Raw genomic sequence first — 16172 nt, forward strand, 5'->3', positions numbered from 1 at the left:
GGTACAACGCAGATGTCAAGCGACGGCCGGGCGTACGCGTGGCCGTCCGAGAATGAGCAGGTGGATACGTGACGCTCTTGATGCCTTCCGCCATGGCGGAGCCGAAGAATGGCAGCCTCGGCGATCAGGTTTACAACCGGCTGCTCGACGAGCGGATCATCTTCCTGGGACAGCCGGTCGACGATGACATCGCCAACCGGATCACCGCGCAGCTGCTGCTTCTGGCCGCCGATCCGGACAAGGACATCTTCCTCTACATCAACAGCCCCGGCGGCTCCATCCAGGCCGGCATGGCGATCTACGACACCATGCAGTACATCAAGAACGACGTGGTCACCATCGCCATGGGCCTGGCCGCCTCGATGGGCCAGTTCCTGCTGACGGCCGGCGCCCCGGGCAAGCGCTACGCGCTGCCCAACGCCGACATCCTGATCCACCAGCCCTCCGCCGGCCTGGCCGGCTCCGCGTCGGACATCAAGATCCACGCGGAGCAGCTGCTGCGCACCAAGGCCAAGATGGCCAAGCTCTCCGCCGAGCACTCGGGTGTGAGCATCGAGCAGTGGGAGCGGGACGCCGACCGGGACCGCTGGTTCACCGTCGAGGAGGCCCGTGACTACGGCCTGATCGACCGGGTCATCACCAGCGCGGCCGACATCGCGGGCGGCGGCGGCACGGGCGCCTGAGCCCGCCCTGCCCGCCCCGCAGCCCCGATCGAAAGCCAACGACCAAGGCGGTACACAACCGATGAACTCCTTCCCCGGCTCCGGCCTCTACGACCGGCTCCCCGCCGAGTCCCGCTACGTCATTCCGCGCTTCGTCGAGCGGACCTCGCAGGGTGTGCGGGAGTACGACCCGTACGCCAAGCTGTTCGAGGAGCGCGTGATCTTCCTCGGCGTCCAGATCGACGACGCCTCGGCCAACGACGTGATGGCGCAGCTGCTGTGCCTGGAGTCGATGGACCCGGACCGCGACATCCAGATCTACATCAACAGCCCCGGCGGCTCGTTCACCGCGCTGACCGCGATCTACGACACGATGGAGTTCGTGAAGCCGGAGATCCAGACGGTGTGCATGGGCCAGGCGGCCTCCGCCGCGGCCGTGCTGCTCGCGGCCGGCACGCGCGGCAAGCGCATGGCCCTGCCGAACGCGCGGGTGCTCATCCACCAGCCCTACTCCGAGACCGGGCGCGGGCAGGTCTCCGACCTGGAGATCGCGGCGCGCGAGGTGCAGCGGATGCGCGTGCAGCTGGAGGAGATGCTGGCCAAGCACTCCACCCAGCCGATCGAGCAGATCCGCGACGACATCGAGCGCGACAAGATCCTCACCGCTGAGGAATCGGTGGCGTACGGCCTGATCGACCAGATCGTGACCACGCGCACCACGACGGCCGTCTGAGCCGTCACCGGCACCACTCGACAGGACAACGCAAGAGGACGACTGGCCACCCCTTATTGACGGGAAGGCCCCGTGGAGGGGGATTCCCGTCAAGGGGGGCCATTCCACCGCGGCGACAAGGTACCGTCGTCTTCAGAAAGCATGAGTGCACCGTCTCCCCGGCGGTGCGCAGGCGAAGGGGAAGCACCTCGTGGCACGCATCGGTGATGGCGGCGATCTGCTCAAGTGCTCGTTCTGCGGCAAGAGCCAGAAACAGGTGAAGAAGCTCATCGCGGGTCCGGGGGTCTACATCTGCGACGAGTGCATCGATCTCTGCAACGAGATCATCGAGGAGGAGCTGGCCGAGTCGCCCGACTCGGACCTCAGCGAGCTCCCGAAGCCGCGCGAGATCTTCGATTTCCTGGAAAGTTATGTGGTCGGCCAGGAAGACGCCAAGAAGGCGCTCTCGGTTGCCGTGTACAACCACTACAAGCGCGTGCGGGCGAGCGAGGCGGACTCGGGCTCGCGCGACGAGGAGATCGAGCTGGCCAAGTCCAACATCCTGCTCCTGGGCCCGACCGGCTCGGGCAAGACCCTGTTGGCGCAGACACTGGCCCGCATGCTCAACGTTCCGTTCGCCATCACGGACGCCACCGCGCTGACGGAGGCGGGCTACGTCGGCGAGGACGTGGAAAACATCCTGCTCAAGCTCATCCAGGCCGCGGACTACGACATCAAGAAGGCCGAGCAGGGCATCATCTACATCGACGAGATCGACAAGGTCGCCCGCAAGAGCGAAAACCCGTCGATCACCCGCGACGTCTCCGGGGAGGGCGTCCAGCAGGCCCTGCTGAAGATCCTTGAGGGCACCACGGCGGCGGTGCCGCCGCAGGGCGGGCGCAAGCACCCGCACCAGGAGTTCCTCCAGATCGACACCTCCAACGTGCTGTTCATCGTGGGCGGGGCCTTCGCGGGCCTGGACGAGATCATCCGGGCCCGTTCTGGCGCCCGGGGCATCGGCTTCGGCGCCGACATCCGGTCGAAGCGCGACCGGAACACCGCGCAGCTGCTGACGGACGCGCTGCCCGAGGACATGGTGAAGTACGGCATGATCCCGGAGTTCATCGGCCGTCTCCCCGTGATCACCTCGGTGCACAATCTGGACCGCGAGGCGCTGCTGCGCATCCTCGTCGAGCCGCGCAACGCGCTGGTCAAGCAGTACCAGCGGCTGTTCGAGCTGGACGGGGTGGAGCTGGAGTTCGATCTGCCCGCGTTGGAGGCGATCGCCGACCAGGCCATTCTGCGGGGCACCGGCGCCCGTGGCCTGCGCGCGATCATGGAGGAAGTCCTCGAATCCGTGATGTACGAGGTGCCCTCCCGGCAGGACGTGGGCCAGGTCCTGGTCACCGAAGAGGTGGTGCGGTCCAACGTCAATCCGACGCTGGTCCCGCGTTCCCGGCTGAGCAAGCAGCAGCGCGGCGGTGCCGTTCCGCCGCAGGAGAAGACGGCCTAGAGTTCTCGGCCCGCAGGAATCAGGAGCGGGGCCGGACCGCGCGCTCGCGGTCCGGCCCCGTCGTTCGTGTCCGCCCCGGGCGGCTCACGCCTCCTGGAGCGAGTTCGTGCGGAACTCCTTGGTGATGTCCGCGCTCTCCTGAAGGGCGATCGGCTCGGGCGCGCTCAGCTCCGGCATCTCGGTCGCGTTCGGGTCGAAGTCCGCCGGGAGGTCGGGCGTCGGCGTGAGGATCACGATGCCCATGGTGCTGTAGTCCGCCCAGACGCACACCGACGCCTCGGCCCGGTAGCCGAGGTCGGGGTCGTTCTCCAGGCCGCGCGCCGCCTGGCACTTGACGTACGCCTGGTCGTCGCTGAAGTCGCTGGGGCTGTCGACCAGCTCCATCTCGGTGTCGCCCGACGCCTCCTCGGCGGCCAGGGCGAACAGCGCGTCGACGCCGGCCTCGGGGTCGGGCACCTCGCCCCACATGCCGCCGACGATGGAGACCACGCTGCCGGGCGGGGGGATGTCCTCGGGCTGGAAGGTGGCGTACGTACCGCTGTCGCCCTCCATTCCGGACAGGCCCAGCTCGGCCTGCTCCTGCTCGTCCGGCATCTGCATGCCGCCCTGGTCGGGGGCCCGCTGGAAGTCGCCGCTGGTCTCGGGAAGGCTCAGCGTGTAGGCGGTGCCGTCGTCGGAGGGGGCGCCGGTCGCGCCGCCCTCGTCGTCACCGCCGAGGACGAAGAACGCGCCGCCGCCGATCACCGCGAGCGCGGCGACCACGGCGATGACGACGAGCGTCGTCTTGTTCTTCCCGCCGCCCGGCGCCCCGCCGCCCGGCGCCCCGCCGGGCGGCGGGGGACCCTGCCCGTACGGCGGCGGGCCCTGCGGCGGCTGCTGGCCGTAGGGGCCGGGCGGCTGCGGCTGCCCGTACCCGCCGGGCGCCCCGGGGGGCGGGCCCGGCTGACCCGGCACGCCCGGCGCGCCGGGGGGCGGGGCGGGCTGACCTGGCTGCTGGGGGAAGCCGTAGCCACCGCCGGGCGGCGGTCCGCCCGGGGCGCCGCCCTGTCCGTACGGCCCGCCGCCCGGCGGCGGGCCCTGCGGTGGCTGCGCCCCGTACGGTCCTGGCTGTCCTGGCGGCGGGCCCTGCGGGGGTTGCTGGCCGTACGGGCCCGGCTGGTTATGACTCATGGCGCTTCCCCTTTAGGAGCTGTCTGCTGCGCAGTTGTTCGTACGCGATACCTCCGACCATCCTGTCTGACGAGATGCCTTCCTGTACATTCGCGGCCCCCGGGCTTCTCGGAAGCCGCCGCCGTGGGCGGGGCCCCGGCGTCAAAGGGCCGCCGAGCGCAACCGATTCGAATTCGGGACATGGCTCCTCATAGACTTGACCCGTGACCGAGAACACCCAGCCGCCCGCCGACGGGCCCCGCAGCGCCCCTGCCGATCTGCCGACGCAGTACACGCCGGCCGACGTAGAGGAGAGGCTGTACGAACGCTGGGTTGAGCGCGGGTACTTCACGGCGGACGCCGCCAGCGGCAAGGACGCGTACACCATCGTCATCCCCCCGCCGAACGTGTACGGGAGTCTGCACATCGGGCACGCCTTCGAGCACACGCTGATCGACGCCCTCACGCGCCGGAAGCGGATGCAGGGCTTCGAGACGCTGTGGCAGCCGGGCATGGACCACGCGGGCATCGCCACGCAGAATGCGGTCGAGCGGCAGCTCGCCGCGGAGGGCGCCTCCCGGCACGACCTCGGGCGCGACGCCTTCGTGGAGCGCGTCTGGCGGTGGAAGGCGGAGTCCGGCGGCCAGATCCAGGGCCAGATGCGGCGGCTCGGCGACGGCGTCGACTGGTCGCGCGACCGGTTCACCATGGACGAGGGGCTGTCCCGCGCCGTTCAGACGATCTTCAAGCGGCTGTACGACGACGGGCTGATCTACCGGGCCGAGCGCATCATCAACTGGTGTCCGCGCTGCCTGACCGCCATCTCCGACATCGAGGTGGCGTACCAGGAGGACGACGGCGAGCTGGTCTCCATCCGCTACGGCGAGGGCGAGGACTCGGTCGTGGTCGCGACCACCCGCGCCGAGACGATGCTCGGCGACACCGCCGTGGCCGTGCACCCGGACGACGAGCGGTACGCGCACCTGATCGGCAGGACGGTCGAACTGCCGCTGACCGGCCGCTCGATCCCGGTGGTCGCCGACGAGCACGTCGACCCCGAGTTCGGGACCGGCGCGGTCAAGGTCACCCCGGCCCACGATCCGAACGACTTCGAGATCGGCCGCCGGCACGGCCTGCCGCAGCTGACGGTCATGGACGAGCGCGCCGTGATCACCGCGCCGGGGCCGTTCCAGGGCCTCGACCGGCTGGAGGCCAGGTCCGCGGTCGTCGGGGCGTTGCGCGCCGAGGGGCGCATCGTTGCCGAGAAGCGCCCGTATCAGCACTCCGTCGGGCACTGCTCGCGCTGCCAGACCACCATCGAGCCGCGGCTGTCCATGCAGTGGTGGGTGAAGGTCGGCCCGCTGGCCAAGGAGGCGGGGGACGCCGTCCGCGACGGGCGGGTCGCCATCCACCCCAAGGAGATGTCCTCCCGGTACTTCGAGTGGGTGGACAATCTGCACGACTGGTGCATTTCCCGCCAGTTGTGGTGGGGGCACCGCATCCCCGTCTGGTACGGCCCCGGCGGCGAGGTCCGCTGCGTCGGCCCGGACGAGGAGCCGCCGTCCGGCCCCGGCTGGCACCAGGACACCGACGTGCTGGACACCTGGTTCTCCTCGGGACTGTGGCCGTTCTCCACCCTCGGCTGGCCGGAGCGCACCGCGAGCCTGGAGAAGTTCTATCCGAACTCGGTGCTGGTCACCGGCTACGACATCCTCTTCTTCTGGGTCGCCAGGATGATGATGTTCGGCCTCTACGCGATGGACGGCGCCCCGCCGTTCCGTACGATCGCCCTCCACGGCATGGTCCGCGACCAGTTCGGCAAGAAGATGTCGCGGTCGTTCGGCAATGTGATCAATCCGCTGGAGTGGATGGACGCCTACGGGTCCGACGCCGTCCGCTTCACGCTGGCCCGCGGGGCCAACCCCGGCGTCGACGTGCCCGTCGGTGAGGACTGGGTGCAGGCTTCGCGCAATTTCGCCAACAAAGTGTGGAACGCGACGCGTTTCGCCCTGCTCAACGGCGCCACCGTCGAAGGGCCGCTGCCCGGCGCGGAGGAGCTGTCCGCGACCGACCGGTGGGTCCTCTCGCGGCTCAACGCGACGATCGCCGAGGTCGACGCCTACTACGACGACTACCAGTTCGCCAAGCTCAGCGATGCCCTCTTCCACTTCGCCTGGGACGAGGTCTTCGACTGGTACGTCGAGCTGAGCAAGACGACCTTCGCCGCCGGCGGGCGCCCCGCCGAGGTCTCCCGGCGCGTGCTCGGCGAGGTCCTCGACGTCACGCTGCGGCTGCTGCACCCGGTGATGCCGTTCGTCACCGAGGAGTTGTGGACCACGCTCACCGGCGGCGAGTCGGTCGTCGTCGCCGACTGGCCCGCCGACACCGGCTTCCGCGACCTGGCCGCGGAGGAGGAGATCGACGCCGTGCGGCAGTTGGTCACCGAGGTCCGCAGGTTCCGCGCCGACCAGGGCCTCCAGCCCGGCCAGCGCGTTCCGGCCGCCCTCGACCTCGCGGGCACCCGGCTCGGCGCGCACGAGGAGGCGGTGCGCGCCCTGCTGCGCCTCCAGCCGGCCGGCGAGGGCTTCCACGCGACCGCCACGCTGCCGGTGGCGGGCGCCACCGTCGCGCTCGACCTGTCCGGGGCCATCGACTTCGAGGCCGAGCGCAAGCGCCTGGCCAAGGACCTGGCCGCCGCGGAGAAGGAGCTGGCGCAGACCACGGCCAAGCTCGGCAACGAGAGCTTCCTGGCCAAGGCGCCCGCGCCCGTGATCGACAAGATCCGCGTGCGCCAGGACACCGCACGCGCCGACATCGAGCGCATCCGCACCCAGCTGGCGGGCCTCCCGTGACCGCGGGGCTGTCTGCGGACGTCCGTAGACTGGCCGTGTGAGCGACACACCCGCGCCGGACACGCCCGACTCCGGCGGTCCCCTGGAAGAGTTCGAAGACATCGTGGCCGCCGAGGGGGCCCGCGACCCCGACCTCGCGGTGATCGAGGCGGGCAGCCGCACCCTGCGCACCCAGGCCGGTGCTTCGCGGGAGGCGGACCTGCCGGGCCGCCCCGCCGACCCGGAGACCGACCGGGCGCTGCGCGAGGTCGAGACCGAGCTGTCCAAGCGCTGGCCGGAGACCAAGCTGGACCCCTCGGTGGTCCGCATCCGCGCGCTGATGGATGTGCTCGGCGAGCCGCAGCGCGCGTACCCGGCCATCCACGTCACGGGGACGAACGGCAAGACGAGTACCGCTCGCATGATCGAGACGCTGCTCACCGCGTTCGAGCTGCGCACCGGCCGCTTCAGCAGCCCGCACGTCCAGTCCATCACCGAGCGCATCAGCCTGGACGGGGCGCCGGTGCCGGCCGAGCGCTTCGTCGCCGCCTACGAGGACGTCAAGCCCTACGTCGAGCTGGTCGATGCCCGGGAGGACTACCGGCTGTCGTTCTTCGAGGTGCTCACGGGCATGGCGTACGCGACGTTCGCCGACGCGCCGGTGGACGTGGCGATCGTCGAGGTCGGCATGGGCGGCACCTGGGACGCGACCAATGTCATCGACGGCCAGGTCGCGGTGGTCACCCCCATCGGCCTCGACCACACCGAGCGGCTGGGCGACACGCCCGAGAAGATCGCGGTCGAGAAGGCCGGGATCATCAAGGCCGACGCCCGCGTGGTGCTCGCCCAGCAGCCGATCGACGCCGCCTCCGTGATCCTGCGACGCGCCGTCGAGGAAAACGCGACGGTGGCCAGGGAGGGCCTCGAATTCGGCGTCCTCGCACGGGAGATGGCCGTCGGCGGGCAGCTGCTGACGCTGCGCGGGCTCGGTGGCGAGTACCCGGAGCTCTTCCTCCCGCTGTACGGGGAGCACATGGCGCACAACGCGGCCGTCGCCCTCGCGGCGGTCGAGGCGTTCTTCGGCGTCGGCGCCGCCGTGGGCGCCGGGGGAGAGGCCAGGACCCTGGACGTGGACGTGGTGCGCGAGGCGTTCGCGGCCGTGACCTCGCCCGGGCGGCTCGAAGTGGTGCGCAGCAGCCCCACCGTTCTGCTCGACGCGGCGCACAATCCGCCCGGGGCGCAGGCCGCCGCGGCGGCGGTCACCGAGGCGTTCGGCTTCAGCCGCCTCATCGGCGTCGTCGGCGCGAGCGAGGGCAAGGACGTGCGCGGCCTGCTGGAGGCGTTCGAGCCGATCCTGACCGAGGTGGTGATCACGCAGAACGGGAGCCACCGCGCGCTGGACGCCGACCGGCTGGCCGGGGTGGCGGTCGAGGTCTTCGGCGAGGAGCGCGTCGTCGTCGAGCCGCGCCTCGACGAGGCGCTGGACGCGGCGATCGCGCTGGCCGAGGAGGAGCACGAGTACGCGGGCGCGGGCGTGCTCGTCACGGGCTCGGTGATCACGGTCGGGGAAGCCAGGCTGCTGCTCGGGGGGTCCCGCTGATGCGCACGCTCTGCGCCGGCACGCTCGTCGGGGAGTTCGTCGTGATCGGCCTCGCGGGTCTGGTGGCCATGCGGATTTCCGACGTGCCCACGGGCACCCTCTGGGCGGTCAGCGGCACGGCCATGGTGCTGTGCCTGCTGCTGTGCGGCATGCTCGGCCGCCCGGCCGGCGTGCATCTGGGCTGGGCGCTCCAGGCGGGCCTGATCGCCTCCGGTTTCGTGCTGCCCGTGATGTTCCTGCTGGGCGGGGCGTTCGCCGGTCTGTGGTGGGCGTCGGTCCACTTCGGCCGCGAGGTGGACCGGCTGAAGGCGGCCCGCGCGGCGGCCTGAGGCCGCCCCCGGCCGCCACGGGCGGGACCGGCGTCGGGCCGCGGGCGCGGGCCCGGTACCCTCATGCTGGCCTCGCTCGCCCCTCTTCCCCCGGAGCTGCCCGATATGAGCCAGCGCACTCTTGTCATCCTCAAGCCTGACGCGGTCGCCAGGGGCCTGATCGGAGAGATCATCGGCCGGATCGAGCGCAAGGCGGGCTGGACGATTACCGCGATCGAGCTGCGCACGCTGGACCGGGACACGCTTCAGACGCATTATGCGGAGCACGTCGGCCGCCCCTTCTACGCGCCGCTGCTCGATTTCATGTCCGCCGCCCCCAGCGTCGTGCTGGTCGTCGAGGGCGAACGGGTCATCGAGGGCCTGCGGACGCTGGCGGGCCCGACGGACCCGATCGCCGCCGCGCCCGGGTCGATCCGCGGCGACTTCGGCACGATCGTGCGCGAGAACCTGATTCACGCCTCGGACTCGGAGGAGTCCGCCGAACGCGAGCTGAAGATCTTTTTCCCCGGCCTCGTCTGAACGCGCTCCGCGGCCGGTGGCGGCAGCGCACCGCGCGACCTGCGAAGTTCGCCTGAATGCAGTCTTCCATTCCGCTGGGTACAGTCGAACGAGGGAACCCGCCCCCCGAACACGCCGTCACCATGATGGAGGGTGGGCCACGTTCCGCCGACAATGGCGAAACCGGCGCTCCGGCGCTCCGTGTTCGACCGGCCGTGGATACGATGGCATCGCCGCCGCTTTCCCCGCGCAAGCGGGGAGGCCCGCAGGCGCACCGCTCATCGCACTCACGCCGACCTCCTTGCACAAATCGCTCCAGCTGGAAGGCCAGATGTATCCCTATGGCGAACAATATGTCGTTCATCGGACGTGACATGGCAGTCGACCTCGGGACCGCCAACACGCTGGTGTACGTCAGAGGTCGCGGGATTGTCCTCAACGAGCCGTCGGTCGTCGCCATCAACACCAACACCGGTGGCATTCTCGCGGTGGGCGCCGAGGCGAAGAAGATGATCGGCCGGACCCCCGGCAACATCGTGGCGGTCCGCCCGCTGAAGGACGGCGTCATCGCCGACTTCGAGATCACCGAGCGGATGCTCCGCTACTTCATTCTGAAAATCCACAAGCGCCGCTATCTGGCCCGCCCCCGGGTCGTCGTGTGCGTGCCCTCGGGGATCACCGGCGTGGAGCGGCGTGCCGTCATCGAGGCGTCCACGCAGGCCGGCGCGCGGCAGGTGCACATCATCGAGGAGCCGATGGCGGCGGCGATCGGTTCGGGCCTGCCGGTCCACGAGGCGACAGGCAACATGGTGGTGGACATCGGCGGCGGCACCACCGAGGTCGCGGTGATCTCGCTGGGCGGCATCGTGACGGCGCAGTCGATCCGCACCGCGGGCGATGAGCTGGACAATGCGATCATCCAGCACATCAAGAAGGAATACAGCCTCCTGCTTGGCGAGCGATCGGCGGAGAGCATCAAGATCACCATTGGTTCGGCGCACGACATGGACCAGGACGAGCACACGGAGATCCGCGGGCGCGACCTGGTGAGCGGTCTGCCGAAGACCGTGGTCATCTCCTCCGCGGAGGTGCGCAAGGCCATGGAGGAGCCGGTCAACGCGATCGTGGACGCGGTCAAGACGACGCTGGACAAGTGCCCGCCCGAGCTGTCAGGCGACATCATGGACCGCGGCATCGTCCTCACCGGCGGCGGCGCCCTGCTGCGCGGCCTTGACGAACGGTTGCGCAAGGAAACGGGCATGCCGATCCACATCGCCGAGGACCCGCTGGACTCGGTGGCGCTCGGCTCGGGCAAGTGCGTCGAGGAGTTCGAGGCGCTGCAGCAGGTCCTGGACGCGCAGCCCCGGCGGTGACCGCCGGGCGCGCCACGCCCGCTTCGGTCCGCCGCGTGGAGGGACACCAATCCGCGTGGCGGATCGTTGGCCCAGTGACCGACGATTCCCCTGACCGACCAGAAAGGCACGGCCGCCGCACGTGAGGGACACCCGAGAGAGCCGGCTGCTACTCGTTCTGCTGGTCTCCGTCGCCTTCGCCCTGATCACCATGGACATCCGCAGCGGTGACAACTCCCCGCTGGACGGCGCCAGAGAGGCCGCCGCCTCCGTGTTCGGGCCGGTCGAGGAGGGTGTCGCCGGCGCGGTTGACCCGGTCGCCAACGCGATCTCGGCCGTCCGGGAGTCCGGCGACCGCCGGACGCGCATCAGCGAGCTGGAGCGCGAGAACGCGGAGCTGCGGCAGCAGTTGGGCAGCGAGGAGCACCGCGATTCGCGGATAGAGCAGCTGGACGAGATGCTGCGCACCGCGGGCGCCGGGCAGTACGGCATCGTCGGAGCCCAGGTCATCGCGATCGGCGCCGCGCAGGGCTTCTCCTGGACCGTGACGATCGACGCGGGCAGCGAGGACGGCCTCACCCGCGACATGACCGTGCTGAACGGGGACGGGCTCGTCGGCCGCGTCACCACCGTCGGCCCCGGCACCGCCACGGTGCTGCTGGCCAACGACCCCGGTTTCACCGTCGGCACGCGCCTGGAGGGCAGCGAGGAGCTGGGCCTCGCGACGGGCCGCGGCGACAACACGCTGGACGTGCAGCTGATCAACCAGCAGGCCCGGGTCCAGGAGGGCGACCGCATGGTGACCTTCGGCTCCGAGGAGAACCGGCCGTTCGTGCCGGGCGTTCCGGTCGGCGAGGTCGTCAACGTCGAGCGTTCGACGGGCGATCTGACCAGGACGGTCCAGGTCCAGCCGTACGTGGCGTTCACGCAGCTCGACCTCGTGGGCGTCGTCGTCGAGCCGCCCCGCGACAATCCGCGCGACTCGGTGCTGCCGCCGCGCCCGGAGGACGAGGCGCGCAACGAGGAGCAGGAGCGGGACGGCGACGCGGGCGCCGACGCCGACGCGGACGCGGACGCAGGAGCCGCCGACGGCGGCGGGGAAGACGACGACCCGGCGACCAGGAGCTGACCGATGCGAGTCTCCCGCGCGCTGCTCGCGCTCATCCTCGTGGTCGTGGCCCTGATGCTCCAGGTCAGCGTCCTGGCCCGGCTCCAACTGCCCGGCGCGGTCCCCGACCTGCTGCTGCTCACGGTGCTCGGCCTCGCCCTGGTGTACGGGCACGTCGGCGGCTGCCTCACCGGCTTCGCCGCCGGGCTGCTCGCCGACCTCGCGCCGCCCGCCGACCACGCGGTCGGCCGTTACGCCCTGGTGCTGTGCGTCATCGGGTACGCGGCCGGGCTCACCAAGCCGGAGACGGGCCAGCACCGTTCCGCCACCGTGCCGATGCTGGTGGTCGCGGCGGGCGCCGTGACGTCGACCCTGCTGTACGCGGGCGTCGGCGCGCTCGTCGGGGACACCGCGGCGCGCGGCGTCGGGCTCACCGACCTGCTGGTCACCGCCACCATCTACGATCTGCTGCTCGCGCCGTTCGCGGTGCCGCTGGTGATGAGCCTCGCGCGCCGCCTGGAGAGCGACCCGCTCGCCGGGGACGGCGGCTCCGGCGCCTCCGGCGGCGGCGACACGGCCGTCAGATGGCTGGGCGGCGGCGGTGGCGGGCCGCGCGGCCGCACGCCGCGCCGCACCCGCTACGGGAAGGCCGCCAGGCTCGGGGCGCGGCGACCCACGCTGCTCGGCCGGTCGGCCCGCAACCGGGCCGGGCGCATCAAGGGAGTGAAGCGCCTGTGAGGCGGCAGGAATCGACCGGGTCCGCCCGCGGGGAGGTGCTGTGACCAACATCCCGGAGACCGGGCGCACATCGCGCGTCACGATCAGGCTGGTCGTCATCCAGATACTGGTGTTCTCGCTGCTGCTCACGCTCGGCGGACGCCTGTGGTATCTCCAGATCCGGCAGGGCGACGAGTTCGCGGCCGAGGCGGCCGGCAACCACGTGCAGCAGGTGGTGCAGCCCGCGGTGCGCGGCGCCATCCTCGACGCGCGGGGCGTGCCCATCGCCGACAACGAGACGCGGCTCGTCGTCTCCGTCGACCGCTCCAAGCTCAGCCGGCTGCCGGACGACGGCGAGGCGGTGCTCGCCCGCCTCGCCGAGCTGCTCGGCATGTCGATGGAGGACATCACCAACCAGGTGCGGCTGTGCGACGCCGAGACGCCGCAGCCCTGCTGGAACGGGTCGCCCTACCAGCCCATCCCCATCACCGACGAGGCCACCACCCAGCAGGCCCTCCAGATCCGCGAGCGCGCCGAGGACTTCCCCGGCGTGAGCGCCGAGCCGAGCGCCGTGCGTCGCTACCCCGCGCCCGAGGGCGCGAACACCGCGCAGGTCCTCGGCTACCTCTCGCCGGTCACCGACGACGAGGTCCAGGAGACGGAGGACACCGACGCGCCGCTGCTGCGGTCCGACCAGATCGGGCGTTCCGGCCTCGAACGGACGTATGACAGCTATTTGCGCGGCGACGCGGGCGTTACCCGTTACGAGGTGGACAAGTTCGGCCGCGTGCTCGGCGAGGCCGAGAGCCGGCACGCCGAGGCCGGCGCCAACGTGGTCACCACGATCGACTCCCGGGTCCAGGCCGTGGTCGAGCGTGAGCTGGTCGGCGCCATGGAGGCCGCGCGGCAGGAGTACGACGACATCTCGGGGCGCAACTACGAGGCGGACGCCGGCTCGGCCGTCGTCATCGAGAACGACACGGGCCGCGTGGTCTCGATGGCCTCGGCCCCCGACTACGACCCCAACGTCTGGGTCGGCGGCATCTCCAGCGGCGACTACGCCGCCCTGACCGACGAGGACGCCAACGACCCGCTGCTGAACCGGGCCATCCAGGGCCAGGGCCCGCCCGGGTCGACGTTCAAGGTGGTGACGACCGCCGCGGCCGTCCAGGCCGGGTACGACTTCGACGGCCGGTACAACTGCTCCTCCTCGTACGACGTCGGCGGGCAGACGTTCCGCAACTTCGAGTCCTCCTCCTACGGGCCGATCAGCCTCGGCCGCGCCATCGAGGTCTCCTGCAACACGGTGTTCTACGGCATCGCCCACCGCGAGTGGCAGAACGACGGCGGTATCGACCCCGTCGACGATCCCGACGACTGGCTGTTCCGCACCGCGCACGACTTCGGCCTCGGCGCCCCCACCGGCATCGACCTGCCGAACGAGGCGCCCGGCCGCATTCCGGACCGGGAGTGGAAGCAGGAGTACTGGGAGCTGAACGAGGAATCGTGGTGCGAGATCGCCGATTCCGACCGCGACGACTACGCCGCGCAGATCGCCCGTGAGAACTGCACCGAGGGCATGAAGATGCGCGCCGGTGACATGCTCAACTTCAGCATCGGCCAGGGCGACGTGCTGGTCACCCCGATCCAGCTGGCCTCCATCTACGCGGCCCTGGGCAACGGGGGCACCCTCTACACCCCGCAGGTGGGCCGCGCGGTGATCGCCGCGGACGGCGAGGTCGTCGAGGAGTTCGAGCCGCAGGCGGCGGGCGAGCTGCCCGTGGACGAGGCGACGATGGAAGACCTGCGGGACGCCACCGCGGGCGTCGTCACCGGCGACGGCAGCGCCGCCTGGCGCTTCGGCGGGTGGCCGCAGAACGAGATTCCGCTGCGGGCCAAGACCGGCACCGCGGAGGCGTCGGGGGACAGGCAGACCACGTCGTGGCTGGCCACCTACTCCGAGGACTACACGGTGGTCATGACCATCGCCCAGGCCGGCACCGGCTCGGGCGCCTCGGGCCCGGCCGTGCGGAACATCTGGGAGGCGATCTACGGCGTCTCCGGCGGTTCCGTCAACGAGGACGCGGCCCTCCTCCCCGAGCCGCACCGCGACCTGCCGCCGATCGACGAGACCGGCGCCATCGTTCCCGAGCAGGACGAGAACGAAGGCGAGGGCGCGGGCGAGGGCGCGGACGAGGGCGCGGACGAGGAGGCGGCAGGCGGCGAAGGGGCCGACCAGGCCGGCGACCCCGCCGCGGAGCCGGGCCAGGACGTGCGGCAGGGCGGCGTGCAGGGCTCGCCGCCGCCGGGAGAGCCGCAGGACGCCGTCGAAGGACCCGTGGGGGCGGTGACGGAGGACCTGCCGCCCGAAGTGCCGGGCAGCCCGGCGGGGGAGGCACCGCCGGGCCTGCCGCCCGACCGGCGGCAGAACGAGTGACGGGCCGCACCACGGCAGGACGAACGGATATCCGGTGAGTGTTCACACCCTGACCCTCGGCGGGCCGGCCGCGCGCAAGAGCACGTGGCGCCGGCTCGCCGCCCGCGACTCGGTGGCCCGCCGCGTCGACTGGATACTGCTGCTCGCCGCGCTGGCGCTGTCCGTGCTCGGCGCGGTGCTGGTGTGGTCGGCGACGCGCAACCGCACCGAGATAAACGGCGGCGACCCCCAGTTCTTCCTGGTCAGACAGGGCATAAACCTGGCCGTCGGCATCGCGCTCGCCATCGGCGTCATGTGGCTGGGGCACCAGCGGCTGCGCAGCGCCGTGCCGTTGCTCTACACCTTCTCGCTGGGCGCGATGCTGCTGGTGTTCAGCCCGCTGGGCACGGAGATCAACGGGCAGCGGGCCTGGCTCTCGCTCGGCGGGTACACCCTCCAGCCCGGCGAGTTCGCCAAGGTCGCCGTCGTGCTCGGCATGGCGCTGATACTCGCGGCCCAGGTGGACGCGGGGGACCGCGACTACCCGGGCAGCCGTGCCGTGTTGCAGGCGCTCGCGCTGGCCGGGGCGCCGCTGGCCATCGTCGTCATCGACGACATGGGCATGGCCATGATCCTCGGCATGATCGTCCTCGGCGCACTCCTGGCCTCCGGCGCGCCGCTGCGGTGGTCGATCGGCCTCGTCCTGGCCGGGATAGCCGCGGCGGTGCTGGTCTGGGCGCTGGGGGTGCTCGACCAGTACCAGCTCGACCGATTCGCCGCGTTCGCCGACCCGTCCCGGGACCCGGCGGGCGTGGGCTACAACACCAACCAGGCGAGAATCGCCATCGGGTCGGGCGGCCTCGACGGCAAGGGCCTCTTCCAGGGCACCCAGACCACCGGCCAGTTCGTGCCCGAACAGCACACCGACTTCATCTTCACCGTCGCCGCCGAGGAGCTCGGCTTCATCGGGGCGGGCGGGATCATCGTGCTGATAGGCATAGTCCTGTGGCGGGCGCTGCGCATCGCCCGCGGCGCCACCGACCTGTACAGCACCATCATCGCGGCCGGCATCGTCGCCTGGCTCGCGTTCCAGTGCTTCGAGAACATCGGCATGGCCCTGGGCATCATGCCCGTCGCGGGCCTGCCGCTGCCGTTCCTCTCCTATGGCGGCACGTCGATGTTCGCCGTGTGGGTCGCGATCGGGCTCCTCCAGTCGGTCCGCATGAAACGCCCGCTCTCCGCCGCCTGAAACGTCCGTTTGCGCCGGGCGTCTCCTGCCTACTCG

Annotated in this window: 13 protein-coding genes; 12 read left to right on the forward strand and 1 reads right to left on the reverse strand. The window is 71.1% G+C overall.

What is annotated here, in order from left to right:
- Positions 1-68 precede the first annotated feature (68 nt).
- The 3 genes from RM779_RS29915 (at position 69) to clpX (ending at position 2887) form a co-directional block, all read left to right on the forward strand.
- The gene (locus RM779_RS29915; RefSeq protein WP_077061375.1) at positions 69-683 is read left to right on the forward strand and encodes an ATP-dependent Clp protease proteolytic subunit; all 615 of its coding nucleotides are present in this window, start codon (positions 69-71) and stop codon (positions 681-683) included.
- Between the two features lie 61 nt (positions 684-744).
- A complete protein-coding gene (locus tag RM779_RS29920; protein ID WP_311620921.1) occupies positions 745-1395 on the forward strand; it encodes an ATP-dependent Clp protease proteolytic subunit in 651 nt (216 codons plus the stop codon).
- Positions 1396-1585: 190 nt separating this feature from the next.
- Positions 1586-2887, forward strand: a complete 1302-nt coding sequence (clpX, locus tag RM779_RS29925) for an ATP-dependent Clp protease ATP-binding subunit ClpX (protein WP_311620922.1) — start codon at positions 1586-1588, stop codon at positions 2885-2887.
- 84 nt (positions 2888-2971) lie between these two features.
- On the opposite strand, the gene RM779_RS29930 is transcribed toward clpX, so the two are convergent.
- Complete coding sequence (locus tag RM779_RS29930) at positions 2972-4057, reverse strand: hypothetical protein (protein WP_311620923.1); 1086 nt, start codon at positions 4055-4057, stop codon at positions 2972-2974.
- 203 nt (positions 4058-4260) lie between these two features.
- Between RM779_RS29930 and RM779_RS29935 the strand changes: the two genes are divergently transcribed.
- From RM779_RS29935 to RM779_RS29975, 9 genes are all read left to right on the forward strand, one after another.
- On the forward strand, positions 4261-6888 hold the full coding sequence (locus tag RM779_RS29935; protein WP_311620924.1) for a valine--tRNA ligase: 2628 nt from the start codon (positions 4261-4263) through the stop codon (positions 6886-6888).
- A gap of 37 nt (positions 6889-6925) precedes the next feature.
- Positions 6926-8467 carry a bifunctional tetrahydrofolate synthase/dihydrofolate synthase gene (folC, locus tag RM779_RS29940; protein ID WP_311620925.1) on the forward strand — a complete coding sequence of 514 codons (1542 nt, stop codon included), beginning with the start codon at positions 6926-6928 and terminating at the stop codon, positions 8465-8467.
- Entirely contained in the window at positions 8467-8796 is a 330-nt protein-coding gene (locus RM779_RS29945) for a DUF4233 domain-containing protein (protein WP_311620926.1), read from the forward strand. Before folC ends, RM779_RS29945 begins: the two co-directional genes overlap by 1 nt.
- 105 nt (positions 8797-8901) lie before the next feature.
- Positions 8902-9315: a nucleoside-diphosphate kinase gene (gene ndk, locus RM779_RS29950; RefSeq protein ID WP_311620927.1), complete on the forward strand. Its 414-nt coding sequence runs from the start codon at positions 8902-8904 to the stop codon at positions 9313-9315.
- A 332-nt stretch (positions 9316-9647) separates the two neighbouring features.
- Positions 9648-10667, forward strand: coding sequence for a rod shape-determining protein (locus RM779_RS29955; RefSeq protein ID WP_077063569.1), 1020 nt, complete (start codon positions 9648-9650; stop codon positions 10665-10667).
- A gap of 121 nt (positions 10668-10788) precedes the next feature.
- On the forward strand, positions 10789-11775 hold the full coding sequence (gene mreC, locus RM779_RS29960) for a rod shape-determining protein MreC (protein WP_077061383.1): 987 nt from the start codon (positions 10789-10791) through the stop codon (positions 11773-11775).
- 3 nt (positions 11776-11778) lie between these two features.
- Positions 11779-12492: a rod shape-determining protein MreD gene (gene mreD, locus RM779_RS29965; protein WP_311620928.1), complete on the forward strand. Its 714-nt coding sequence runs from the start codon at positions 11779-11781 to the stop codon at positions 12490-12492.
- 40 nt (positions 12493-12532) lie between these two features.
- Complete coding sequence (mrdA, locus tag RM779_RS29970) at positions 12533-14908, forward strand: penicillin-binding protein 2 (protein WP_311620929.1); 2376 nt, start codon at positions 12533-12535, stop codon at positions 14906-14908.
- 34 nt (positions 14909-14942) lie between these two features.
- On the forward strand, positions 14943-16136 hold the full coding sequence (locus RM779_RS29975; protein ID WP_311620930.1) for an FtsW/RodA/SpoVE family cell cycle protein: 1194 nt from the start codon (positions 14943-14945) through the stop codon (positions 16134-16136).
- The last annotated feature ends 36 nt before the right edge of the window (positions 16137-16172 follow it).

It is taken from the genome of Streptomyces johnsoniae (assembly GCF_031845565.1).
Lineage (GTDB): Bacteria > Actinomycetota > Actinomycetes > Streptomycetales > Streptomycetaceae > Streptomyces > Streptomyces johnsoniae.